Source organism: Vibrio sp. 10N.222.51.C5, assembly GCF_041474575.1.
Taxonomy (GTDB): domain Bacteria; phylum Pseudomonadota; class Gammaproteobacteria; order Enterobacterales; family Vibrionaceae; genus Vibrio; species Vibrio crassostreae_C.
Window position 1 is genome coordinate 45738 of record NZ_JBFRUJ010000015.1, and the last position, 24907, is coordinate 70644.

The 24907-nt window shown below is 44.1% G+C and carries 23 protein-coding genes; 18 read left to right on the forward strand and 5 right to left on the reverse strand.

The features are described from left to right. Window positions 1-158: 158 nt before the first annotated feature. Complete coding sequence (locus AB4558_RS05280) at window positions 159-1529, forward strand: MATE family efflux transporter (RefSeq protein ID WP_372158262.1); 1371 nt, start codon at window positions 159-161, stop codon at window positions 1527-1529. A gap of 101 nt (window positions 1530-1630) precedes the next feature. Here the strand turns inward: AB4558_RS05280 and AB4558_RS05285 are convergent, their stop codons facing one another. Next, window positions 1631-2473: a DNA ligase gene (locus tag AB4558_RS05285; RefSeq protein WP_372158265.1), complete on the reverse strand. Its 843-nt coding sequence runs from the start codon at window positions 2471-2473 to the stop codon at window positions 1631-1633. Between the two features lie 311 nt (window positions 2474-2784). On the opposite strand from AB4558_RS05285, the gene AB4558_RS05290 reads away from it, so the two are divergent. The 17 genes from AB4558_RS05290 to AB4558_RS05370 all read left to right on the forward strand — a co-directional run bounded on the left by AB4558_RS05290 (window position 2785) and on the right by AB4558_RS05370 (window position 22614). Continuing rightward, a complete protein-coding gene (locus AB4558_RS05290; protein ID WP_050621341.1) occupies window positions 2785-3114 on the forward strand; it encodes an STAS domain-containing protein in 330 nt (109 codons plus the stop codon). A gap of 62 nt (window positions 3115-3176) precedes the next feature. Further along, window positions 3177-4013 carry an OmpA family protein gene (locus AB4558_RS05295; protein ID WP_372117838.1) on the forward strand — a complete coding sequence of 279 codons (837 nt, stop codon included), beginning with the start codon at window positions 3177-3179 and terminating at the stop codon, window positions 4011-4013. Continuing rightward, window positions 4010-6109: an SLBB domain-containing protein gene (locus AB4558_RS05300; protein WP_171732996.1), complete on the forward strand. Its 2100-nt coding sequence runs from the start codon at window positions 4010-4012 to the stop codon at window positions 6107-6109. The genes AB4558_RS05295 and AB4558_RS05300 overlap by 4 nt, the downstream gene beginning before the upstream one ends. Beyond that, entirely contained in the window at window positions 6109-6798 is a 690-nt protein-coding gene (locus AB4558_RS05305) for a chromosome partitioning protein ParA (RefSeq protein WP_171732995.1), read from the forward strand. The genes AB4558_RS05300 and AB4558_RS05305 overlap by 1 nt, the downstream gene beginning before the upstream one ends. A gap of 554 nt (window positions 6799-7352) precedes the next feature. Then, window positions 7353-8345 (forward strand): ABC transporter substrate-binding protein, encoded by a 993-nt coding sequence (locus AB4558_RS05310; protein WP_017063893.1) that lies wholly within the window; start codon window positions 7353-7355, stop codon window positions 8343-8345. A gap of 147 nt (window positions 8346-8492) precedes the next feature. Beyond that, window positions 8493-9392, forward strand: coding sequence for a proline/glycine betaine ABC transporter permease (locus tag AB4558_RS05315; protein WP_017059591.1), 900 nt, complete (start codon window positions 8493-8495; stop codon window positions 9390-9392). Then, on the forward strand, window positions 9385-10617 hold the full coding sequence (locus AB4558_RS05320) for a glycine betaine/L-proline ABC transporter ATP-binding protein (protein ID WP_017059590.1): 1233 nt from the start codon (window positions 9385-9387) through the stop codon (window positions 10615-10617). The genes AB4558_RS05315 and AB4558_RS05320 overlap by 8 nt, the downstream gene beginning before the upstream one ends. A gap of 379 nt (window positions 10618-10996) precedes the next feature. Further along, complete coding sequence (locus AB4558_RS05325; RefSeq protein ID WP_017059589.1) at window positions 10997-11401, forward strand: Hpt domain-containing protein; 405 nt, start codon at window positions 10997-10999, stop codon at window positions 11399-11401. 223 nt (window positions 11402-11624) lie between these two features. Then, complete coding sequence (locus AB4558_RS05330) at window positions 11625-13136, forward strand: sigma-54 dependent transcriptional regulator (protein WP_136978470.1); 1512 nt, start codon at window positions 11625-11627, stop codon at window positions 13134-13136. After that, window positions 13117-14223: a glycosyltransferase family 4 protein gene (locus AB4558_RS05335; protein ID WP_102320216.1), complete on the forward strand. Its 1107-nt coding sequence runs from the start codon at window positions 13117-13119 to the stop codon at window positions 14221-14223. The genes AB4558_RS05330 and AB4558_RS05335 overlap by 20 nt, the downstream gene beginning before the upstream one ends. 252 nt (window positions 14224-14475) lie before the next feature. Then, window positions 14476-15852, forward strand: a complete 1377-nt coding sequence (locus AB4558_RS05340; protein WP_136982666.1) for an O-antigen ligase family protein — start codon at window positions 14476-14478, stop codon at window positions 15850-15852. Between the two features lie 92 nt (window positions 15853-15944). After that, window positions 15945-16730: a DapH/DapD/GlmU-related protein gene (locus AB4558_RS05345; protein WP_017059585.1), complete on the forward strand. Its 786-nt coding sequence runs from the start codon at window positions 15945-15947 to the stop codon at window positions 16728-16730. Next, window positions 16723-17841 (forward strand): glycosyltransferase, encoded by a 1119-nt coding sequence (locus AB4558_RS05350; protein ID WP_372158270.1) that lies wholly within the window; start codon window positions 16723-16725, stop codon window positions 17839-17841. Before AB4558_RS05345 ends, AB4558_RS05350 begins: the two co-directional genes overlap by 8 nt. Further along, complete coding sequence (locus tag AB4558_RS05355) at window positions 17838-19262, forward strand: Wzz/FepE/Etk N-terminal domain-containing protein (protein ID WP_017063900.1); 1425 nt, start codon at window positions 17838-17840, stop codon at window positions 19260-19262. Before AB4558_RS05350 ends, AB4558_RS05355 begins: the two co-directional genes overlap by 4 nt. A 398-nt stretch (window positions 19263-19660) precedes the next feature. After that, window positions 19661-20761: a glycosyltransferase gene (locus tag AB4558_RS05360; RefSeq protein WP_372158273.1), complete on the forward strand. Its 1101-nt coding sequence runs from the start codon at window positions 19661-19663 to the stop codon at window positions 20759-20761. After that, window positions 20758-21945 carry a glycosyltransferase family 2 protein gene (locus AB4558_RS05365; protein WP_017059581.1) on the forward strand — a complete coding sequence of 396 codons (1188 nt, stop codon included), beginning with the start codon at window positions 20758-20760 and terminating at the stop codon, window positions 21943-21945. The genes AB4558_RS05360 and AB4558_RS05365 overlap by 4 nt, the downstream gene beginning before the upstream one ends. Window positions 21946-21954: 9 nt before the next feature. Then, window positions 21955-22614 carry a sugar transferase gene (locus AB4558_RS05370; protein WP_017063903.1) on the forward strand — a complete coding sequence of 220 codons (660 nt, stop codon included), beginning with the start codon at window positions 21955-21957 and terminating at the stop codon, window positions 22612-22614. Window positions 22615-22867: 253 nt separating this feature from the next. Here AB4558_RS05370 and AB4558_RS05375 read toward each other — a convergent pair whose 3' ends face one another. The 4 genes from AB4558_RS05375 to AB4558_RS05390 all read right to left on the reverse strand — a co-directional run bounded on the left by AB4558_RS05375 (window position 22868) and on the right by AB4558_RS05390 (window position 24899). Next, window positions 22868-23383, reverse strand: coding sequence for a GNAT family N-acetyltransferase (locus tag AB4558_RS05375; RefSeq protein WP_017070861.1), 516 nt, complete (start codon window positions 23381-23383; stop codon window positions 22868-22870). A gap of 78 nt (window positions 23384-23461) precedes the next feature. After that, window positions 23462-23743, reverse strand: a complete 282-nt coding sequence (locus AB4558_RS05380; protein WP_017059577.1) for a hypothetical protein — start codon at window positions 23741-23743, stop codon at window positions 23462-23464. Window positions 23744-23937: 194 nt separating this feature from the next. Then, a complete protein-coding gene (locus AB4558_RS05385) occupies window positions 23938-24342 on the reverse strand; it encodes a DUF1801 domain-containing protein (RefSeq protein WP_017059576.1) in 405 nt (134 codons plus the stop codon). A 104-nt stretch (window positions 24343-24446) separates the two neighbouring features. Further along, window positions 24447-24899, reverse strand: coding sequence for a hypothetical protein (locus tag AB4558_RS05390; RefSeq protein WP_372158277.1), 453 nt, complete (start codon window positions 24897-24899; stop codon window positions 24447-24449). Between the last annotated feature and the right edge of the window lie 8 nt (window positions 24900-24907).

The following is a 24907-nucleotide window of genomic DNA, read 5'->3' on the forward strand; positions in this document are numbered from 1 at the left end:
ATTCCTATTTAGCATTCTAATAACAGTTTTTCATAGCAGTTATTGTGACATTTCTTTATGATTCGTCCAGTGGAAGCCTAAGATCATTGTCTCTGATTCCTTCAGAATGTCCTTTCCTACACTATTATTCTAATTTTCCCTCTTATTTGGAGTTGTTTGTGCATCGTTACAAAGAAGAATCCTCGAATCTAATTAAACTTGCGGCCCCAGTATTGATCGCATCCGTTGCACAAACTGGAATGGGTTTTGTTGATACCGTAATGGCCGGTGGCGTAAGTGCTATCGATATGGCGGCGGTTTCGATTGCAGCAAGTATCTGGCTACCATCAATCCTATTTGGTGTTGGTCTATTGATGGCGTTGGTTCCTGTCGTTGCACAACTGAATGGTTCTGGTCGACAAGTAAAAATTCCATTCGAAATTCAACAAGGCGCATTTTTAGCGCTCGTCATCTCCCTTCCAATCATTGGTGTGCTTTTTCAAACACAATTGATATTGGAGTGGATGGACATTGAACAACTCATGGCGGAAAAGACCATCGGCTATATGAATGCGGTGATGTTTGCTGTACCCGCTTTCTTGTTGTTCCAAACATTGCGAAGTTTTACCGATGGTATGTCTTTAACCAAGCCTGCAATGGTGATTGGTTTTATTGGCTTGTTATTAAACATCCCGCTTAACTGGATGTTCGTATACGGAAAACTTGGCGCTCCTGCATTGGGTGGTGTTGGCTGTGGCGTTGCAACGGCTATCGTATACTGGGTGATGTTTGCACTGCTATTCACTTACGTTTTAACTTCAAAACGGTTATCGAAAATCAACATCTTCGGTACGTTCCATAAGCCGCAACTTAAAGCTCAAATTCGCCTGTTTAGACTTGGTTTCCCAGTGGCGGCCGCTATCTTCTTCGAGGTAACTCTGTTTGCGGTGGTTTCTCTGTTAGTTGCACCATTAGGTTCATTGATTGTTGCCGCGCACCAAGTCGCGATCAACTTCTCTTCGCTGGTCTTCATGATTCCAATGAGTATCGGTGCAGCCGTGAGTATTCGTGTTGGCCATAAGTTGGGCGAAAACAACACCGAAGGTGCGAAGATCGCGACACACGTGGGTATCATTGTTGGTTTAGTGACAGCCCTTATGACAGCGGCGTTAACGATTCTGTTTAGAGAACAGGTTGCATTACTTTACACAGAGAACACGGCAGTAATTATGGTTGCAATGCAGTTGCTGTTGTTCGCGGCGGTTTACCAATGCACCGACGCCATCCAAGTTATCGCTGCAGGTGCTCTGCGTGGCTACAAAGACATGCGTTCAATCTTCAACATTACCTTCGTAGCTTACTGGTTGCTTGGTCTTCCTATCGGCTACATCTTAGGAATGAAAGATTGGATTGTTGAACCTATGGGCGCACACGGTTTCTGGATTGGTTTCATTATCGGTCTAACGTCAGCAGCGATTATGCTAGGTATGCGCTTACACTGGATGCACAAGCAGGATGATGACGTACAGTTAGAATTTAGTTCTCGTTAGATTCGCACTCGCTAAGTCGGTCTATCTGATTTCGAACACAAAAATGAGCTCTGATTTTCAGGGCTCTTTTTCGTTTAATGGTCAGGTAGATCGCATCTGCCTTAGTATTCACTCTTCTCTCGAACAAAGCGCGCAAACTTGGGTTTTCCGTTTTGAGTAAAACCATTGTAGCGAAAGGTAATACGGCTTCCGATCTCTGGCGGTGCGAGTCTCATTTGGTCACTGAACCCGCTGCCTATATAAAATTCCACACCCTCTTCTGTGTGAACCAAAATTGACCCCATCATCCCTTTGTACTTCCCTGTCCCGCTCTTGTAGCCAATAACTGTGGCTTCGGCATCATGATGCCTTTTCAGTTTTAACAAATCATTACTTCGGCCTGCTTGATAACGACTGGTGATTTTTCTAAGCATCAAACCTTCGCCATTACGCTCATCGACATTATCAAGTTGATGAAACAAAGCCTCTTCACTGTGAATTGGTACATGTTCTATGTAGCTGACATGAGATTCTCCAATCACGCTTACCCAATGCAAAATGTTGTAATAGCGCTTTTGATAATCTCCCGCAGCGCCTGGCATATCAAACAGCATGAAATCGATTTGGCGCCATGCTGTGTCACTCGGCGTATGATCGAGAACGGTAGATTGAACAAGGTGGAACTTGCCCCTTCCTGCCCACAACTCTCCTTCGAGATGGACCTTAGGCAAGTTTTCAGTAAACCACTTCGGTGAGTAAATGCGATTACCATTGCGTGTATAAAGATGTTGTCCGTCCCAAAGAGCCCGAATCCCATCAAGCTTTTCACTCTTCCAGTATTCAGAAACATCAATGCCTTGCTGGTAGGAGTTTGCAAGCACCAAATAGTCCGGAGGTAAATAGGATGAATGAGATGAAAGCGAACACACCCATAGAGTGGCTAAAGCCAGTTTGGTTAATCTCATCATCTTCTCCGTATTAATAACTGTAGTGGTCAACAAATGCTTTTAATCGTAAGTGCTCTAACACGCAGTTAGACAATCTTTGCTAGAAGATGCGATCCACTCATCAACCTTATCTAACCCTTGCATCTATTCATTAAATTAATGACTTATGGCTCTCATATGATCCGCCGTTTTTAGTTCTCAAATTGAGAAATGCCTTTTCTCAATTTGAGATGGGAATTCACGATAAATATAAGCCATTGAAAAATAACAACATAAAAGTTGGCACATTCAGTGCAATTGTCCATACATACTGAAAAGGAGATATCGCTATGGAACTACGTAAGATTGATTTAAACACAACGACACTGACACTTTCTATTTTCGGTGATCTGGATGCAGCAGGCAGTCGTGATGCACAAACCGACATCGATGATGTGATTTCTAACGATGGTCACCCTGAAATCGAAGTTGATTTTAGTCAGGTTGAGTTTTTAGATTCATCTGGTGTTGGCGCGATTGTTTATATGTTCAAACGTCTGACTGAACGCGAGCGCAACATGCGACTTGAAAATGTGACGGGTCAACCTCTTGAAATTATGAACTTGCTGCGTATTGGCCACGCTATCCCAGTAAATTCAAAAAATCCTGCAAATTCATGAAGACCCACTAAGCTAGAAGTAACAAAAAATAATAAGAAAAATTAGAAACATAGGACGTTGGCATGAAAATACTGAAAAACTACATAGCCCTTTCTCTGTCCGCTCTCGTTCTGGGTGGCTGTACTAGCTATCCTGAACAAGGCACAGGGGGTTTGGCTGAAAGTTACGATTCTATTAACTATCAAAACTCAGACTTCTCTCCTGTCATGCCAGACGAGCCTCTTGGTCCGGAACATGGATTACGCTTTGATTGGCAGCTCGCTAAATTGCACCTTGATGCTTTGATTCAAGAAGGTGCTCGTTGGTGTTTCCCCGCTGCTGTTGTTCAAGCAATCGAAAAGCAAAATCGTATTGCTCGCGAACTTCAAGGTGGTCTACTACTGGATGCAGCCAACGACTTAGTAATCCAAAGAAAACGCCTAAATGAACTTGAGGTCCAACTGGATTACGTAACTTCACAAGCCCGCTGTGAGCCACCACAAAATGAAAATCAATTTAGAATGCAACTGTCGGTTATTGAACAGTTGTATGACCTACTTAATGTTGACAACCAATTTGCGGAAAACTCGACTGAAGTAAATCCTAAGTATATGGGAAGACTGGCCGAGGCGACCACTTTACTTAAAGAACACAAATCCCTAGACCTTGTTGTTACCGGCCATGCTGATGCAACGGGTGCCGAAGAATACAACGACAAGTTAGCACTTGGACGAGCGAAACAAGTCGAACGCTACCTGACTATTTTTGGACTAGGCGCTCAACGAATCAAAGCCGTCTCTGTTGGCGAAACCGTCCCTCTTTTTGAAGGTGAATCCGACGGCACGCGTTTAACGAACCGCCGAGTAAGTATTGAAATTGTCTCGCCTAAGAATGCCGAGAAAATGGGAGGTGGATTATGAAATCCTTGATCGCTTTTATCATCACCCTATCGTTATGCTTTGCGAATGTCGTCAATGCTAACGATGAGTTTTCAGACGCGGTTCAAGTCGGTGATCTAATCCAAGTTAACGTACCCGGTGAAAGTACCTTAAACACGGGGTTCCAAGTGGATAAGCGTGGCCGTATTACTCTTCCAGAAGTAGGCGCTGTGTTTGTTGCGGGTTACGACAGCGAACAGCTTAACAAAGTCGTTCTAGAGTCGCTGGCAACCGCTTACAAAGATCTTTCGAACGCTTCAGTGTATGTAAAAGAGCAGCAAATCATCATCTACGTGCAAGGTTATGTAGAACAGCCTGGCGAATACACGCTCTCATTAGGTTCTAGCATCCAAATGGCACTTTACGCTGCGGGTGGTTTACGCCCGGGCGCGCAACTGGATAAGCTGATTCTTAAGCGAGGCGCAGATAAGAAAGAGTTTAACTACAAACGATTCCTTGATTCAGGAGACGAGTCAGCATTACCTACTCTTCAATCACTGGATTCACTATTCGTTCCAGCTTCTCCATTAGTCGGTAACATCGAGCAAGAGTTTGACGCAGCAAAGCTTGCTAACTCAGGTGACAGTGCTGATTCTCGTAACTCCATCAAAGTGTTTGGTGAGGTGAACGCGCCGGGTTCGTTCACTTACAAAGAGAACACCGACCTTGTCGACGTACTTATGCGTTCGGGCGGCGTAACTCGTTATGCCAGTGTTGAGCAAATCCGAGTGATTTCGAACAACACCCCAACGCTATTCAACCTAAAACGTTACTTAGATTCTGGTGACGAAAGTCTGCTTCCAATTTTACGCCCGGGTGCGACCATTTTCGTTCCCAAGCAAGAAGAAGAGATCAAATCCGGCGCCAACATGGTTTACGTAATGGGCGAAGTCGCAGCCCCTGGTGCTTTTGAAGGCAAAAGAGACGCGACCTTTATGGATATCTTGGCGAATGCGGGCGGCCCAACTCGATTTGCAGAGTCACGACAAATCCGTGTTATCAAAGCAGATGGCAGAGTGCTTAAATTCGATTTAGCGGCTTACACTGAAGGCTTACCTAACTCTAACCCTCCTAGCATCAAAGCTGGTGACGCGATTTTCGTTCCCGAGAAAAACGACATGAACGAGAAGTCTTGGTTGAAAATCACGCCAGACAGAGCAGTTAACGTGATTGGTGAGGTGAATCGACCTGGTCGTATTGAATGGTCAGATGAAATGAATTTCATGGGATTATTGGCACACGTCGGTGGCCCTACGCTACGCGCTGACACATCGAAAATCGAAGTTGTTACTGGTAGAAAGCTAGTTGTGTTTAACCTTGATGATTTTATTCGAAATGGTGCGCCACGTGACCAAATGCCACAAATTCGAGCGGGCTCTATCGTGCGTGTTCACGACTTGCCACAAGATCCTTCAGACAATAAATCACAATGGGTTCGTCAAAGCTCTGATGCTTCGATCTACATCTTTGGACAAGTGAATGCACCCGGTCGTTACCGCTTCACCAAAGACATGCACTTCCTTGATATCTTGTCTGCGGCTGACGGTCCAACAAAGGATGCCGACATCCACAACGTTCGAGTAACGCATCGTGACAAAACCTATTCGCAAGTAAGCAAACTTAACTTATCACTGTACTTCGAAACCGGTGACGAATCGTTACTGCCAAACGTAACCACTGGCGACACGATTTACATCCCAGAGAAAGGCAAAAACTGGTTAGATACACCGAAAGAAGAAACCGTTCGTGTGCTTGGTGCGATTAACAATCCGGGGCGTTATGTGTTCAACGACAACATGACCATTCTAGATATTCTGGCAGAAGCAGCAGGCCCTACCGACAATGCTTATGTAGAAAAAATTACCATCGTCAATATGTCTTGCTGCCAAGGTCAGGCTCGTACTTTTGACCTTGTTGAATTCAGCAAAACGGCGAACATTTACAACTTGCCGGTGCTACGCGCTGGTGACACGATTTACATCCCAGACCGTCGCGAAAGCTTTATTGAAAAAGCACGCGTCGGACTTGATGACATACTGCGTATCACCACCACCATCGTATTAATAGGAGCTTTATAATGACAATTTCAGCGACCCATGCCGAAGTCGAGCAACTGTATTTAGCTTCTGAACTTAACGGCCAAAAATCAATATGCGTCACCGCCTGCCATTCAGGTGACGGCGTAACATCTATTGCAACCGCACTAGCTGAGCGTTTTCTTCTTGCGGGTCATTCAACACTTTATGTTGACCTCAACTTATTCAACCCTGCTTTCAAAGATTTGAATATGCTAGAAGATAATCAGCAAGGTCAATTGATTGAACATGTTGAATCTCAGCGTACGTTTATCGGTGTACCTGCTCCACAAGTTGCTTCAACGCAATTGGCTTATAAAGATCCGACAACGTTACAAAACGTGGTCAACAAATGGTTAGAGAAATACGACAGAGTCATCATTGATACCTCACCGCTTCTCAACATAAACAAAGGCAACATTCCGGCTCAGTCTGTGGCGAGTGCTTGTGACAGCACATTGATGGTTGTCGCCTATGGTGAAACGTCGAGTCACCACCTAGAACAAGCGAAAAAGCTGCTTGATGCACAAAGTATCAACCTAATGGGCTGCGTGATGAACATGAAACAAAAGCCTAGCTTTGCACAAGAGTTGGTCAGACAAATCAATCGAATGAAATTCATCCCCGCTAAGCTTCGCGATAGCTTGGCAAACAAGCTGTATCAAAATGAGTTTTTGAACCTTCCGATGTAACTTTCTTTTGCTACTTTCTGGCTGTCATTAAACCATGACAGCTACCTATCCTATTAGACTTCAAGCTCCAAAAGCTCTGAATAACTCAAAACCAAATTGGGTATTTTTGGCGAAGTTATTATTAAAAATAAGATTTTAAAAACCATTCAACGCATTTCACACACATCAATCATGGTCTTACCCCCTTTAAATCCCTTCAAAAATCAACAGCCCCACGCCTAACTTTAGCGGTAATGTGACACAGACGGTTAAAGTGCCATGTAAATCGCATCAAAGATGGAATTCGTACGATTATTCCCTAAGATTATAAATAGAGGTGGTTTTTGACGAATTTGTAATAGTTTGACAAAGTTATCCGATGGCTGTTGAAACACAGTGGATGAATTGGCAAATCACACTTCACTGACTTTGCACGTTTATCTATTCAAACTTCACCCATCCCTCCTTCTGCTCAAATGGTTCAAATACACGGAAAGGATCACCATCGAGCAATTTAGATAATCAATTTACCTTGGTTACCTTAGTTGTATTATTAAAGAGAAAGGAAACTCAATATGAAATACAAGTTAAGCTCCGTATTTTTGTTAGTAGCAGCAGCCAGCGGTAATGCTAACGCTGGAGAATGTGGCAGCGTAACAATCGCAGATATGAACTGGAACTCTGCAACACTGATCGCCAATATCGACCAATTCATCCTTGAACATGGTTATGGGTGTGATGCTGAACTTATCCCTGGCGACACTATGCCAACAGGCACGTCTATGATCGAAAAAGGCCAGCCTGATGTTGCACCTGAACTTTGGAGCAACAGCTTAAAAGACGCATTAGATAAAGGTGTTGAAGAAAAACGTCTTCGCTACGCAGGTAAAGCACTTGTGAACGGCGGTGAAGAAGGCTTTTGGGTTCCAGCTTACCTAGTAAAACAGTACCCTGAAATGGCAACCATCGAAGGCGTACGCAAAAACGCAAGCTTATTCAAACACCCTGAAGATCCAGATACATCTGCATTCTACAGCTGCCCTGCAGGCTGGAACTGTCAGATCAGCGCCGGAAACCTGTTTAATGCTCTTGAGCTAGAAAACAGCGGTTTTACGATTGTTGATCCAGGCTCGAGTGCCGGCTTATCTGGCTCTATCGCAAAAGCTTATGAACGTGAAGAAGCTTGGTTTGGTTACTACTGGGCACCGACGGCTGTGCTAGGTAAATACGACATGGTTAAAGTCGACTTTGGCAGTGGCGTTAATGAGGAAGAGTTCCTTAACTGTACCACTAAAGAAGATTGTGAATCGCCAAAAGCGACCATGTACCCGCCTTCACCTGTTCACACGATTACCACTGAAAGTTTTGCGTCACGTGCTCCTGAAGCATACGACTACTTTACTAAACGTGGTTTCACGAACGACAAAATGAACTCGCTACTTGCTTGGATGGAAGACAACCAAGCTGATGGCGAAGAAGCGAGTCTGCATTTCTTAAGTGAATTCCCAGAAGTATGGCACCCATGGGTTTCTGAAGAAGTGGCTAAGAAAGTTGAAGCAGAGCTGTAAGAGCTTGATTTAATAACAAGTAATTACGCTTCAACAATAAAACAGAAATAACGTCGCTATACTTGATGTTATTCATGATTCGGAGCCCTTTTCATTAGCGATTTTCTTATCGCATGGACAAGTGGCTCCGAACTATAAGGATATAAAATGGCTGACAGCAATTGGTTATCAAGCTTTCCAGAGATGGAACGCGGTGATTTACGAACCATAAAAAAGACGCTAGATGGCGCATACCGTGAATTTTCCCGTGAATACGGCGAAATGATTGAATCTCTCTTTGACCCTCTTCTTTCATTCCTCGTTTGGTTTGAAAAACTCCTTATCTCAACACCTTGGATTATAGTCCTGGCTGTGTGTACCAGCCTTGTCTACGCAGCAAGCCGTTCTTGGAAACTGGCTCTAGGCTGTGTTGCTTCTCTACTTCTCATTGGTTACTTTGGAATGTGGGAAGACACCATGCGGACGCTCAGTATCATCACTGTATGTACCTTGGTTTCAATATTCTTGGGCATTCCGATTGGTATTGCGATGGCTCGTTCAAATCGAGCTCAGTCAATTGTTACGCCGATGCTCGATATCATGCAAACCATGCCTGCGTTCGTTTATTTGATTCCAGTGGTAATGCTACTGGGCATCGGTAAGATTCCAGGGCTAATCGCCGTGGTTATCTACGCGATTCCACCTGTAATTCGTCTAACTAACCTAGGCATACGCTTAGTTGATAAAGAAGTCCTTGAAGCCGCTACCGCTTTCGGTGCGAGCAAAAAGCAACGCTTATGGGGTGTTCAACTTCCTCTAGCAATGCCAACGATCATGGCGGGTATTAACCAAACCATCATGATGGCACTGTCTATGGTTGTTATCGCATCCATGATTGGTGTGAAAGGCCTAGGACAACCGGTTCTCAAATCGATTACTAACCAGTACTTCACATTAGGCTTGATGAATGGTTTCGCCATCGTTGCCCTCGCAATCCTTTTTGACCGCGCTTCTCAGGCGTACGCAAGAAGAACTAATGCGCATTTAGGAGGATTCAAGCATGACTAAACCATTGATTGAAATTAGTGGTCTGTACAAGGTGTTTGGACCGAAACCAATGTCTGTTATGAACCGAGTTCAAAACGGCGAACACAAAGATCAGATTCTTGCGGATACGGGTCATACCGTTGGTTTAAAAGAGATCAACCTTGAGATTAACCGTGGTGAAATCTTCGTTATCATGGGGCTTTCTGGCTCGGGTAAATCGACGCTGATTCGCCACTTCAACCGTTTGATTGACCCGACTCAAGGTAAAATCATGGTTGAAGGCATTGATGTGATGAGCCTCAACACTAAACAGCTAGAAGAGTTCCGTCGTCATAAAATGTCGATGGTATTCCAACGCTTTGGCTTAATGCCTCATCGCACTGTGGTTGAAAACGTTGCGTACGGGTTGGAAGTACAAGGCATCAAAAAAGAAGACCGTTTAGCAAAAGCCAACGAATGGTTAGAAACCGTGGGCTTGAAAGGTTACGGCAAGCAATACCCTGCGCAACTTTCAGGTGGTCAGCAACAACGTGTTGGCCTTTCTCGCGCTCTGTGTACTAACGCTGAAATCTTGTTAATGGATGAAGCCTTTTCGGCACTCGACCCTTTGATTCGAAGTGAAATGCAAGATCAGCTTATCGAACTTCAAGAGAAGCTTCATAAGACGATTGTTTTCATCACTCATGATCTGGACGAAGCACTCCGCCTAGGCGATAGAATCGCAATTTTGAAAGACGGCGAGTTAGTACAACAAGGCACACCACATGAGATTCTGCTAAATCCAGCCGATGATTACGTGGAAGCGTTCGTGAAAGACGTAAACCGTGCTCGTGCACTGACCGTTGAAACCGTTATGCAGCCTCCTCTGTATCGAATCACATCAGAAACGATTGAAGGTGCTCTGGCACAGATGAAGATGCTGAAAAACGATTACGCTTATCACGTAACGGATGACGGCTATCAAGGCCTAGTCACACAAGAGAGCCTACAAGACGCAGTTGAAGATTCATCGGTACATGATTTTAGTGATGAGATATACGAAGAAGTCCCTGCCATCTTACCAGATGCGGTGATTGAAGAAGTGCTACCGGACACTATGTCTTGTGACTACTCTCTTCCAGTTGTTGATGAAGACGGTAATCTAAAAGGTGAACTCGAGAGAAGCGCTGTTGCTGATATCTTCTCAGAAAGTAGCGAGGAAGAAGTAGAAGCCGACCCAAAGCCAAAGATTGATAAAGCTTCGTAGTCCTACTTTTCGTGATTTAAAGCTCGGCTGTTTAAATTATCGCTATTTGCGTTATCGCTATTTAGATTAGCCCAAACTGCTTACCCCGCTCTAAGACCACTGTTGTTAATTCACTGCAGTGGTCTTTTTTATTTGTATCGGGCTCGTTTTCTTCTGAGATCTACCCGCACCTTAGGCTTTATAGGCACCTAAGTTTATATTTCATAAGAGAAAACAAAATAAAATCAGTCCGTTAGGTTTGTCACAAACCCAATAGCAAGATGAGTGAGATGCCAATTAAATGCTCTATTTGTACGGCAACCAGTTGAAATTATTCTAGAAAATGACTAAAACTTAATAGTATTAACAGATATTAAGCTCAATAAAAGGACTTAGTTTGATGAATTCTACTTTAGCGTCAGACGCAGCTACAAATCTAAACTCACAACAAGTGAGCGAGCTTGTCGATGAAAGCGTTCTGGAGCAAATGATTCGCGATACAAGTGCGGACATTATCCCTATCTTGATCGACCATTATGTCGAAGAATCACAAACACGCTTGGTCGCTATAAAAGAGGCAGTCACGCAGAAAGACGCTCAAACACTTGAGTTCGAGGTCCACACTCTCGGCAGCACAGCGCTTTCGTTAGGTAATCGCCCTTTGGGTGAATTAGCTCGAGCTTTAGAAAAGCTATGTTTAGAACAGAGTCATGATGCGGCATTTCGACAAGTTGATGAATTACTAGAGCTCGCAGAGCGTTCAATAAAAGCCTTGCTTGAAAGGAAAGAGGCAGGCTTCAGCTAGCTTTGCATGTTCATTATCGGTATCAGATTAAAAACTCAAAACAGTCGTTATTAATATAGTCGCCATAAGATGGGCTCCATCATGAACAGCAATGCGAGAAGTTATACAGGCCGCTTCTTAAAAGATTGCATGTGGTAGATAACAAATACACAAGACTCGTATTGATGGTTGCATATCACTATGTTATTGATTGGTTAGGATAAAGTTTCAAAAGGAATACACAATGCGCCCTAAGGTATTGTTAGTTGAAGACTCCACCTCACTCGCCGTACTCTACAAGCAGTACGTAAAAGACGAGCCCTATGATATTTTCCACGTCGAAACCGGCGCGGAAGCTAAGACCTTCATTGAAAGGCACTCTCCACAGCTTGTGATTCTCGACCTTAAGCTTCCTGACATGCCAGGCGAAGAAGTCTTAGATTGGATTACTGCTAACGAAATACCGACCGCTGTCATCATCGCGACAGCGCATGGTTCAGTAAACATCGCGGTAGACCTTATCCAACGCGGTGCAGAAGACTTCTTAGAGAAACCCATTCAAGCCGATCGACTCAAGACCTCTGTTAGCTTGCATCTAAAAAGAGCGAAACTCGAAAACCTCGTCGATAACATGCAAAGCAAATTCGATCGTGATCGTTTTCATAATTTCATTGGCTCTTGCCTACCCATGCAGGCGGTTTACAAGATCATTGATTCGGTAGCACCAACCACTGCCAGCGTGTTTATTAACGGCGAAAGTGGTACAGGTAAAGAAGTGTGTGCGGAAGCGATTCACCAAGAGAGTCAGCGTAATGGTAAACCCTTCGTGGCCATTAACTGCGGCGCTATCCCTCGAGACCTAATGGAGAGTGAAATCTTCGGTCACGTTAAAGGTGCGTTTACCGGTGCGACAACCGACCGGAAAGGTGCAGCAATGCAAGCGCATGGCGGTACCCTATTTCTCGATGAGCTTTGTGAAATGGAACTGGAGATGCAGAAGAAGCTCCTCAGATTTTTGCAAACTGGTACGTTTACTCCACTCGGTGGCAACCGCGAGATTAAAGTGGATGTCAGAATTATCTGTGCGACCAACCGCGATCCACTGGTTGAAGTAGAAGAAGGACGTTTTAGAGAAGACCTTTACTATCGTGTTCACGTTGTGCCTATCGAGATGCCACCGCTTCGCGAGCGAGGGAGTGACATTGTCACTCTTTGCAATCATTTCTTGAAGCTGTACGCGAAGCAAGATAAGAAGAAGTTTAAATCAATAGACAAAGAAACGCAGAATCTACTTAAACGTTATGCGTGGCCAGGCAATGTGCGTCAGTTGCAAAACATCATCCGTAACATAGTGGTGTTGAACAATGAAACGAGCGTGACTAAAGACATGTTACCGCCTCCGATTAATAAAGTAGATGCCGCTCCATCATCTAAATCAGTGACACCAATTCGAGTAACTGCGCCTCAACCTGCAGTTGTTGAAGCACCAGAAGCTAAGTTGCCACCGATTACTCCGGAAGAGTTGGAACAATCGTCAGTCGCTCAAGCTCACAACGAGCCGATGACGCCTGCATTTACCACAAGCGAAGGTGCTATTCGTCCAATGTGGCAAATAGAACGTGAAGCCATTCAACATGCCATCAATCATTGCGATGGGAATGTGTTAAACGCTGCTGTGCTGTTAGAACTTAGCCCTTCTACTGTTTATCGTAAGAAACAGGCTTGGGAATCGGAAGATGAGTACAATCAAGCCTAACCAAGGTATACTCGACATAAACCTTCATGAGATTTGGCTGTTGATCGACAGCCAAACTTTTGGAGGCATAGAAACGCATGTTTTAGAATTAGCACAAGGCCTGATATCGGAAAGCGCTCAGTATTCAGAGGCTGTTCGTATCGTTCTTTTGACTAAGTTTAATCCTGAAGCGATCATCGTTGAAAAGTTGAATGCGCTGAACATCCCTTTTAGTTACCTCTCCGATTTAGCCTCATGTTCTGTAGATTCAAATGGCAATAGCGCGACACAGCTGAAACGTGCAGTTCAACATTATCAACCAAGGCTTATCCATGCTCATGGTTACAAAGCCAGTTTGGTCAGCAAGTTAATCAAGCTTCCGCCTCGTTTCAACAACACAAAGCAAATCACCACTTATCACGCAGGTGAAACCCCAACAGGCAAAGTATGGCTTTATGATTGGCTCGACCGTTACAGCAGTTTTCTTTCTGATCAGTCGCTCGTGGTCAGTGAAAAGATTAAAGCGAAAGTGCCGAGTCAAACCCATCAATTGAATAACTTTGTTAAAATGCCAACCGGGTTAACAAGCTCCCCTTCATCAAGCCCATTCCATGTTGGTTTTGTGGGGCGATTGAGCCATGAAAAAGCGCCTGATCGATTTGTTGCATTAGCCAAACAGTTTCCTGATGTTCGGTTTGAGCTTTTTGGTGACGGGCCAGAAATGGACATCTTAGTTAAATCGCAGCCTGATAATGTGACCTTTCATGGGCATCAGACCAATATGGACGACGTCTGGAGCCAAATCGATCTGTTAATCATCCCTTCTCGCTTTGAAGGCTTACCTATGGCGGCATTAGAAGCCATGATTCGTGGCATTCCCGTTCTCGCCACCTCAGTTGGTAACTTGCCTCAACTCATCGAGCATCAAGTTAACGGCTACCTTGCAAATTCAGAAGCTGAGCTAGAACAGTTTTTATCTTTGTGGATGTCATTGACGAACGAGCAACGTGACTCTCTCAAGAGTCACGCGATAGAAACCGTGAAAAACCAATACTCTCCACAAGCCGTTGTCCCGCAGTTGTTGGAAATCTATCAACTCGACCGTTAATTCTAGCCTTAGTCGATAACTGGTTATTTGGGCTTGATGATTTAAGTACTTTAGTCAGTTTTATACTGATTCTCAAAATGACAAAACTCACCTCAAGGCTACGCCCTCACTTAATAATCCAACATTAAATCAGTAAGTTAAACAAAATGCATAACTGGCACTCACTTTGCAATCTTTAACATCAGGCGTAACTACGTCTTAAAAAGATAACGAGCCGAGTCATAAAGAGTTTATTTGCCAATAGAGGTCACAATGGTCAACCCTGAAGCCAATAGATTGCCAGTCATCATCACGATCAGCACCTTGTGTGTTGGGCTTGGTGTTGTTTGGTACTTTGTGCCTCACCCTGCTGTCATTGTGGCGCTCGCTCTTGTGCCATTGGCCGGGTTATTCGTGTTAAACAAAACATTCTGGTTAGTTTTACTGTTCGTTGTCTTTTCATTTTTCCGAATTCACGAAGCTATACCTCAGCTCTATTCGCTAAAAATACCGCTGATGCTTTCATTAGGCGCTCTGTCGGCTCTTCTATGGCATGCATTAATCAGTAAAGAACTTAAAATCTTCTGGCACCCTTGTTTAAATTGGCTCGCCATATTTTGGGTATTGGTTTTCATTGGTATTATCTTCGCGTCCAACAGGCCAATAGCACTAGCAGAATTCAAGGGCGTTTATTGGAAAATTATAGTGATGACGCTTGCGATTACTTGGCTAGTAAACACCACGGAAAATCTCGCAAAAACCGCGATGACGATTATCTACGCTGGCGCTTTAGTCAGCTCTATTGCCGTGTACAACTCAGTAAATGGTATTGGGCTTGTCGAGGGCTCACGCGTGACTATTGGCCGCGATTTTGGCTCTATGTTAGGTGACCCGAACGACCTAGCACTGGTACTGATGTTCCCACTCGCCTTTACAATAAGCCAAGCCACCACGACTGGCATCTCACGATCCAAACGTTTAATCAGTGCCTTAGTTTGTCTGTTACTGCTCGCCGCCATTATTGCCACTCAAAGCCGTGGCGGACTACTGGGGTGTATTGCGGTGATTGGTATTTTTGCGTGGAAGCTAGTGCGCTCTAAAGTTCTCTTAATCTCAGTGGGAACTGTCGCGGCCGTGGTGCTCTATTTAGTTGCTGGTATCTCAGACAGATCTTCTGGTGGTGCCGCTGAACAAGGTATCGATGAATCTGCAATGGGTCGAATCTATGCTTGGGAAGCAGCAATAAAGATGGCAGTTGAGAATCCACTGACCGGCGTAGGGTTGAACAACTTCTTCTCGAACTACTTCTTTTACAGTTCGCATTGGGACGGACTGAATCACGCCGTTCACAGTACCTGGTTTGGTGTGTTGGCAGAAACAGGCTTTATTGGTCTGATCATTTTTGTCTGCCTTATCGTTGCTTTGATCAAAACCTCTCGCTCTACGCTAACGAGGTTAAAAAACTCGGCCACAGAAATCGCCCCCGAACTCAATGCGGTCGCCTATGCGATCTATGCAGGTCTGATTGGAACAATCGTGTCGGGTACATTTTTGACTCAAGGCTTCAACTGGCCGATTTATATCCTCGCAGCACTCACAGTTTGCGTCTCAAATGTATCTCAAACTGCCTGTCAAAATGAGAAAACCTAAAAGACACATTTTAACTTATTGAAAATATTATATTTATTAGATGGCACAATATATGAAAGTACTTCTATATAACAAAAAAGAGGATTTTCATTATGACGTCAGTATCTATACATCAATTCAAACATTGGCTTAAGTTTCATCCTAATTCTCGAATTAGAAATGTGTTTTTCATTTTGAAAAACATCAGAAGCGCAGAGCTACCTACCCCTAAACTATTTAATCGCTGTCTATATCAAGCGCACAAGCTAGTGGTGAATCTGGTTTCTGGCTTTACGCGATTCTTCTACTGGACTCCGGCTTTCAAAGGTCGTGTGGCTCAATGTGGCAAACGCCTGTATTTGTATGGTGGACTGCCTTTCGTCAGCGGTCCGGTGCAAATTACGATTGGCGACAACTGCCGTATCTCTGGCCACACGACATTCTCTGGTTGTACTCAACAACTTGAAGGCTTGGAACACCCACTATTGTCGATTGGCAATAACGTCGACATTGGTTGGCAGTCGACTATCGCTGTTGGAGGTAAAGTGGTTATCTCTGACAACGTACGAATCGCAGGCGGCGCTTTTCTATTTGGATACTCTGGACACCCGCTTGATGCAAAACGCCGAGCGCTAGGTGAAGGTGACGACCCTCAGCAAATCGGTGACATCATTCTTGAACCCGATGTTTGGTTAGGCACGAATGTGACGGTTAAAGGTGGCGTAACCATCGGCGAAGGTGCCGTAATAGCCGCAGGCAGCGTAGTAACAAAGAACATCCCGGCTTTTGCAATCGCAGGCGGTAACCCAGCTCGAGTTGTCGGTCACATCAAACCCGTTGAAGTGACAGAATCCGATATGTTCGATTCGTTAGAGACTCATGGAGGTGACCATGCGTGATTTAATCGTATTTGGTGAAGACTTTGGTGGCCTACCTTCATCGACTCAACATTTAGTTCGTCACCTTGCTAAGCAGCACAAAGTCTTATGGGTCAACTCAATTGGCTTAAGACAACCGAAGCTGTCCGCTAAAGATGCAAACCGAGCGTTCAACAAGTTGTTTGGTAAAACCAAGGCCGTAACTCAAAACATGCTCGACTCTGAGGGACACGACAACATTACTATCGTTAACTTAAAGACAATCCCTGCGCCTGCTTCTAAATTTTCTAGAAAGTTGGCTCAGCAAATGATGTTGCACCAACTAAAACCGATTATTGCGGAGCTTAATCTGAACGCGCCTATCCTATGGACTTCTCTTCCGACCGCTGTTGATTTGTGCGGACACTTAGGCGAGTCATCTGTGGTCTATTACTGCGGTGATGATTTTAGCGCGCTGGCTGGTGTTGATCATGACACCGTTGCACAGCACGAATCAGAGCTAATCGAAAAATCAACGCTTATATTCGCGGCTAGCAAAAAATTGATGGGTAAATTTCCAAAGCATAAAGCGCACTTGCTACCACATGGTGTCGACGTAAACCTGTTTTCAACACCCGCACCAAGAGCAAAAGATTTACCAAGCAACCACCGCCCTATTGCTGGTTTTTATGGCAGTCTTTCTAAATGGCTTGATTATGAAATGATTGATCATGTTGCGAATGCGATGCCGGAATGGGACTTTGTTTTCATAGGTCCAAACGAACTTGATACGCTCATGCTGCCTAAGTTGAGTAACGTACATTACCTTGGCCCTCGTCCACACCACACGCTACCAAGCTATTCTCAACACTGGGATGTGAGCTTGTTGCCGTTTGTTGATAACGAGCAGATCCGAGCGTGTAGCCCACTCAAACTAATGGAATACCTTGCGGCGGGCACACCAATTATCACAACACCGTTCCCTGCTTTGGTTCCATATCAAGGGCACGTAACCACGGTTGGCAGTGCCAACCAAATGATTTGGGCGCTTGATCATGCACGCGAGCTAAGCAACTCACCTATCTCTGTCGTCGAACAAGAGAGCTGGCAGAACCGTGGTAACTTCGTACATTGGATGTTGGAGCTATTATGAATAATCTGAAATTGCGGTTATTAGTCATCATCAATGCGATGTGGCGCCAACGCTACGTTATCGTTCTGCCAATGCTTATTTTGCCCTTTGTAGGCTTTGGTGTGAGCAAGTTGGCTCCAACTAAATATGACGCGCATACCAGTATGTTGATTCAAGAAACGGCCAAGATGAATCCATTCTTGGAAGACATTGCCGTTTCGACGATGCTCAAAGATCGACTTAACGCATTGAGAACACTGCTTCACAGTCGACATGTGCTTTACTCGGTCGCTGATGAACTGCAATTAACCACACCAGATATGCCTGAAATTGAGAAACAAGAGATCATTACTGACCTGTCTCAACGTCTAACGGTGACTCAGCTTGGAAAAGATTTTCTAAAGATAAGTCTAACGTCGAACACACCAAATGGAATGGAAGCGACGCTGCGCTCGGTAAGTGAACATTTCATTGAACAGTTACTCGCACCGGAACGTTCATCGATTGAAGATTCAAGTAACTTCTTGAAAATCCATATCGACAAACGTAGCGCAGAGCTTGCAGAAGCAGAAGAAGCGCTAGCTGCATACATGAATGAGAATGTTCATTCGACGCCTGAGGTACAGAGCCAAAGTTTGAATCGCTTAGCTTCACTCAAACAAACACTGGCAGAAAAAGAGGCCGAGTTATCGGGTGTCGAAAAAAGTTTAGGGTCAATCGACCAACAACTTTCAAGAACCAACCCTGTGATCGGTAAATTAGAAGACCAGATCATCGACATTCGTAGCGACCTTACCTTGTTACAAGCTAAATACACGGACAAGCACAGTGCTGTGCAAGCTAAAGTGCGTGAGCTAGACAGACTAGAGAATGAACGTAAGAGTTTGCTCGAGGTAACCCAGCCAACGATGAACAGCGACCAGCTTTGGGACATCGCAAGTAGTACGACACTGAACAAACTTTCTGATACCCAACCTCTTCTGGTCACTCAATTACACAGCCTACAGCTGGTTCGTGCTCGCTTTGAGTCTTTAACTGAAGAGACCAAAAGCCTTCGAACTATGATTTTCGAATTAGAACACAAGGCCAATAACTTCGGCGAAAATGCAAAAGAGATGTACCGCCTTAAACGTCAAGTTGAAATCAAACGTCAACTATATGATGAACTGACAGAGCGTTATGAAATGGCTCAACTAACGGGTTCGCTTGGTGTATTCGAGCAAAACAAACGTGTGAAGATTATCGATTTGCCTTTCACACCGAGTGTCAAATCTAACATGCCGACTTTTGTTTTTATTCTGGCTGGATTCGTTGCAGGTATCGGTTTGGGTATTGGTTTAGCGGTATTGTTTGAACTGTTTGATTCTTCAATCAAACGCAAAGACGAAATCGAAGATATCTTGGGTGTCCCTGTGATAACGGTGATCCCTAAAATGAGCTAGTCAGCCTCAAAGCCATTTTTGACTTGCTAGATTCACAGCTTTCTAATTTCCTAGCTTCGTGCTTCCTAGCTTTCTAGTTTCCAAGCTTCGTGCATCCTAGAGCAAAACGCCAACACTCGGTTGGCGTTTTGTTTATTTAGAGCCCCAAGTTCTAATGCTACTTTCGATTTACCCAAGCCCTATGATTCAAACTGCCATTCAATTGTATTTTGTTTTGATTCCCATTTTGAGAAATGAAAACTGCCCTAGAATTAAATAATCTAAACAACTGAAAAATAACGGTTATTTAATTGGCACAACTCCTGCAATCTCCTTGTGTAGTTAAACGTTTTAAAGAAGTTACTTCAAGAGAAACGTCAGAAAGGCGAAACAACAATTATAAAGGCAGGGTCCAAACTATGAATACGCATTTAACGAAGCATGGCAAAAAGATCATACACGTTGTTCAGCACCTTGCACCGGGTGGATTAGAAACCCTAACTCTGGATTTGCTACGCCTTGCCAAACCAACAGACCAAGTGTTGATTGTCAGTTTAGAGGGTACTAAACAAGAGTCTATAAACAACTGGCCGAAGCTAGAGCCATACAAAAAGCAAATCGTCTTTTTGGATAAAGCACCAGGCGTACAATTCAATATCATTATTAAGCTAATTAAAGCCTTCAACGCGATTCGCCCTGATGTGGTTCATACCCATCATATTGGCCCACTGTTATACGCTGGTTATGCCGCTCGCGTAACCGGGGTTCCAACTCGAATCCATACCGAACATGACGCTTGGCATCTGAACAACAACAAACGTCGTCGATTACAAGCGCTTGCTTTAAAAGCTGCTCAACCAACGTTAGTTGCCGACGCGACACGTGTTTATAACCAACTACGCACTGCTTTTTCTTATGAGAACATCATTACCATCAAAAATGGCGTTGATTGTGAGAAGTTTAAGCCAATGTCGAAAGAACACGCGAGAGCAAAACTAAACCTGCCGACAGACAAACACATCATCGGTTGTGCAGGTCGACTAGAACATGTCAAAGGCCAAGACCAACTTATTAAAGCACTGACTCTTTTACCTGAAAACATGGTTGTCGCATTGGCTGGCGGCGGTACTAAACGCAATCAACTAGAGCAACTGACTAGCCGCTTGAATCTGAGTGACCGAGTCATCTTTCTTGGCTTAGTTGAAGACATGACCACGTTTTACGGAGCGTTGGATACGTTCTGCCTACCTTCACGCCACGAAGGGCTGCCGCTTTCTACACTTGAAGCTCAAGCATGCAATATTCCAACCGTCGCAATGGACGTTGGTGCCGTCGATGAAACCTTATGTCCAGTCAGCGGCGCCCTCGTCAAAAGCGGCAGCATTGTGGGGTTAGCTAGTGCGCTATTAGAAAAGCAAAATGAACGCTTTTTGTCACCTCGTCGTTACGTACTCGAAAACTTCGACATCATCAAAATGGTTTCGTCTTACAACGATATATCAGAAGGAGCTTACGCATGATTGATTGGTTGCTTGCGGGACTTTGTTTGTTTTCAGGTGCGTTGATTGTCTATCATCACGCAGCCTACCCTTTGTTACTGCGTTGGTATGCGAAAAGCCACCCCGCACGCAAAGTTGAAGAGAGTCATCGTTGCTACAAAGAGGAACAGCAAGATTGCACGTTGCCGACCATCACCGTTCTTGTTCCTGCATTTAACGAAGAACAGTGGATCGCAGACAAGATTCGTAACCTTGCTTCACTCGATTACCCAAAAAAGAAGTTGGAAGTCATTATCGCTTGCGATGGTTGCACTGATAACACAGTCGCCATTGCACAAATGACCATACAAGAAGCGATGTGCAGTGATGTCTATTTTGAGATACATGACCATCAAGTAAACCGAGGTAAAGTCGCGGTTGTTAATGAAGAAGTGACACGTATAACCAGTGATATCACGGCGATGAGTGATGTTTCTGCCCTTATTTCATTGGATGCTTTGCTTATAGCTGCCGCTCATTTTGAAAGTGACAAGGTTGGAGTGGTAAACGCAACGTATCAACTTTGTCCAACAGGCAATGAAGGCGAAAACACGTATTGGCAGTACCAAACCGCGGTTAAAGAGTCTGAGGCTTCGTTAGGTTCTAGCTTGGGTTCTCATGGCGCTTTCTACTTGTTTAGAACACACCTGTTTGAACTGCTTCCACTCAACACTATTAATGATGATTTCATCTTACCGATGCAAATCGTTAAACAAGGTTACATCGCCGAATACGAAACCCAAATGGTTGCATTAGAGCTAGAAGAATCGAACCTAGAAACAGACTTCAAAAGAAGACTTCGTATTTCAGCGGGCAACATGCAACAAGCGATTCGATTATTTGCCTTGTTCAGCCCGAAGTTTAAAGGCATCGCGTTTGCGTTCTTTTCAGGAAAAGGGCTTCGCCTACTCACTCCATATTTAATGATTGTGTGCTTAGTGTGCTCAATCTTACTTAGCAACTACTTGGTATTTGAAGCGCTGTTATGGGCTCAAGTTGCCGTTTATACCATTGGCGTCCTTGGCTGCATCTTGCCAAAGCGTCTAGTAAACAAACCTATTTCATTAATCTCTTATTTGATAGTTGGACACTACGCCAACTTCATTGGTGGCATTCGTTACCTAATCGGACTAGAAAACTCACCTTGGACACGAGCAAATCATTAAGGACTTATTATGATGAACATCGAACAGCTATCTACCCAAAACCTATACCAATACAAAATCTCACGTGCTAAACGTACTTTCGATTTTGTAAGCTCACTGATTGCTTTGATTTTGCTAGCGCCCGTATTTCCGTTGATTGCGATGGCGATTGCACTCACTTCTCGTGGCCCTATTTTCTACCGTCAATTGCGCGTTGGTAAATCGACACCGGAGAAAATGGAAATCTTTGAGATCATGAAATTCCGTAGCATGTACGAGGATGCAGAAACTCGCTCTGGTGCAGTTTGGGCTACCGCGAATGACCCGCGAATCACGCCTGTTGGCCGCTTTTTGAGAAAGACACGTCTTGATGAACTGCCACAACTGATCAATGTACTGAAAGGTGAAATGTCTCTAATTGGCCCGCGCCCTGAACGCCCTACTTTTTACACCAAACTAGAGAACGAAATTCCTTACTTTGCCGACCGCACATACGGTGTAATGCCTGGTATTACAGGGCTTGCACAAGTAAATCAAGGTTACGACACCTGTATTGATGATGTACGTCGTAAAGTAGGTTTTGACCACAGTTATGCACTAAGCCTATGTTCGGTTAAGTCTTGGATTGCCGCTGATCTCAGCATCATCTCTAAAACAATCATCGTAATGGTAGATGGTCGAGGTCGCTAAACCAGTATGGTCTAATGTGGATACAAAGCCTGTTTTCTATAAAGCCTTAGGGGGCGATTGGAAAGTCGCTAATGAAACACAGAGTGCCGAATTAGCCCACGTTAACTAGACTCGCTGCTCTCGGTTCTCAGTTGAATGGTGTAATAAGGTTTCTTCCCTATCAATTGACGTAAACATTGGCAATGAATGTATAACGCAGATGTGGCTTGAGTTAGGGATTAGAAATTAAGAGCTGAGAGCTCAGAGTTAAGAATTAAGAGTTAAGACGAGAAAGCTTATATTCATAGAAAACCACGGCACTTTCGTCAGAGGCTTGCTCAACAAAACCTAGCTTATTAAGTAAGTGTGTAGAGGCTATGTTTGAACGGTCGACACCGCCAATCAGTGTGAACCATGACTCGGTTTTTGCGACTTCTGTGATGAAACTCTGCAATAACTCACTCGCGAAACCCTTGCCCCAGCATTCTTCTGCAAGCAAGTAGCCAATATGAGCATCACTTTCGTCTTCTACATAAGCGAACAGAAAACCAATTAATTGATTATCGTTGGATTTCACTTGAAGTAAGCGGCTCTCCGACAACATTCGGTCGAGCCAAATTTCAGCCAGCTCACCTGACACAATACCATGAAAGTATGGTGGAAGGTTTTCAACGACTGACGAGGTTAGAATGCCAGGTACTCGCTCAAGCAGAGCCGAACGTTCAGGAACAGTAAGTTCACCTGCGACTTCTTCTACTTTTAGTCTTTGAGTTTCAAACGAGATCGCCATGTGTCCTGCCCAATTTGATAAAAATGTGGATTATACACCTGAGTTCTCGTGTTGGCTTCGTTTCCAGGCTAAAGCAAACTAAAGAACAGCCACGCCTTCAACTTCAATCACTGAGTTAACATTTGCTCGCTCGATTATCTTGAGTAACGTCGTTTGAACTAACTCATTATCTCGGATTTCGGTTTCACAAGAAAAACGCTCTTCTTGAACACCATCGCCCTCACCCAGCATAAATTGAACCGCGACTTCCGTTGCGAGATCTTTGGTCGTCCCGTAATACGCTAACGTGATTTTTGGGTATCCGTGGTCGCCTTTTTTAACCTGCTTTGCGATACGTTTTTTGGCTTTATCTAAATTCATACAACTTCCTTTTAAGTTTGAAATACAAGGTGACTAGAACACCTTTTTAAACGGTAAGCAATACAATCAGCGTTGGTTATAGCGATTCCCTAGCCTCTTGATACTAATCAAGATGGTACAGTCTTAGCACTTTAAAGAGTGATAGCTAGAACACAGAAAACCTGTTTAAGAAATATAATGACAACATATAAGAACTACGCGCCAAGAAGTGGGAGATGTTTTCGTTGCTGATAAGTTAAGGCTAACTCCAAGCACTGCTTGATTGGTGCCTTGGGAAGTGGTTCAGTCAGTTTCAAGACGATTGCACGATTACCTTGAAATACCAATGTGCCATCGTGCAATTCTCTGAATGTGTCGATTAGCTTCGTTTGGCAGTTAAAGAACAAGTAATAGTTGTTTGGCGATTTTAATTTCCAATCGATTCGAATTGGACTGCCCGTCTTAACGCTGTAACTCGGCTCGCCCCATTTCAGAGACTCTTCGACTTCACCTAAATCCAAATCAGAGCAAAGCTCAAAGATTAATGAACGCAACTCTTCAAGCCGAGCTCGAACATCATCGGGATACTCGTCGAAATGTGTTTTGATTGCTCTGTCCATTCAACCTCCGATTCATTTGTTGTGATATTAAAGTCCAGCTCACTTAAAGCATAGAACCTTAAACATTAGCCCAACTTTAAACGAAAAGTGCCAAGCCTCGTAAATCAATTTTGAGTTATCTGTTCGTTAGCGGTTTTCAAGGCCAGCTTTAAACCGTCCGTATCCTTACAACCAATGTAAACATGCTTTCCATTGCTTAGGTTTAACTTAAGCGCTGAACCTATCGATGCATTATACAACCAACCATCGCTCAGCATTCGGATACCAATACCTTGATACCACTTGCTTTGATAAAACGATGTCTCTGTAATGTCTGACACTTCTACATTTTTACGCCAAAAGCCAAAGCCGAAATACCAGCTTAGTACATTGTCTTTAACCTCAATTGTCATGGAGAAAAAGAGCAAAGCAATTAAGCCGTTGATGGCGTGAGCGATTAATGTCCCGGGGTTATTATCAGAGGTAACGACAATGAAAGCACTTATCGCAACAAGGATGAGCAGCAATCCCTTGTTGGATTCCTTAGTATAAAACACAGTGGCAACTCCTATAGACAACGAACAAT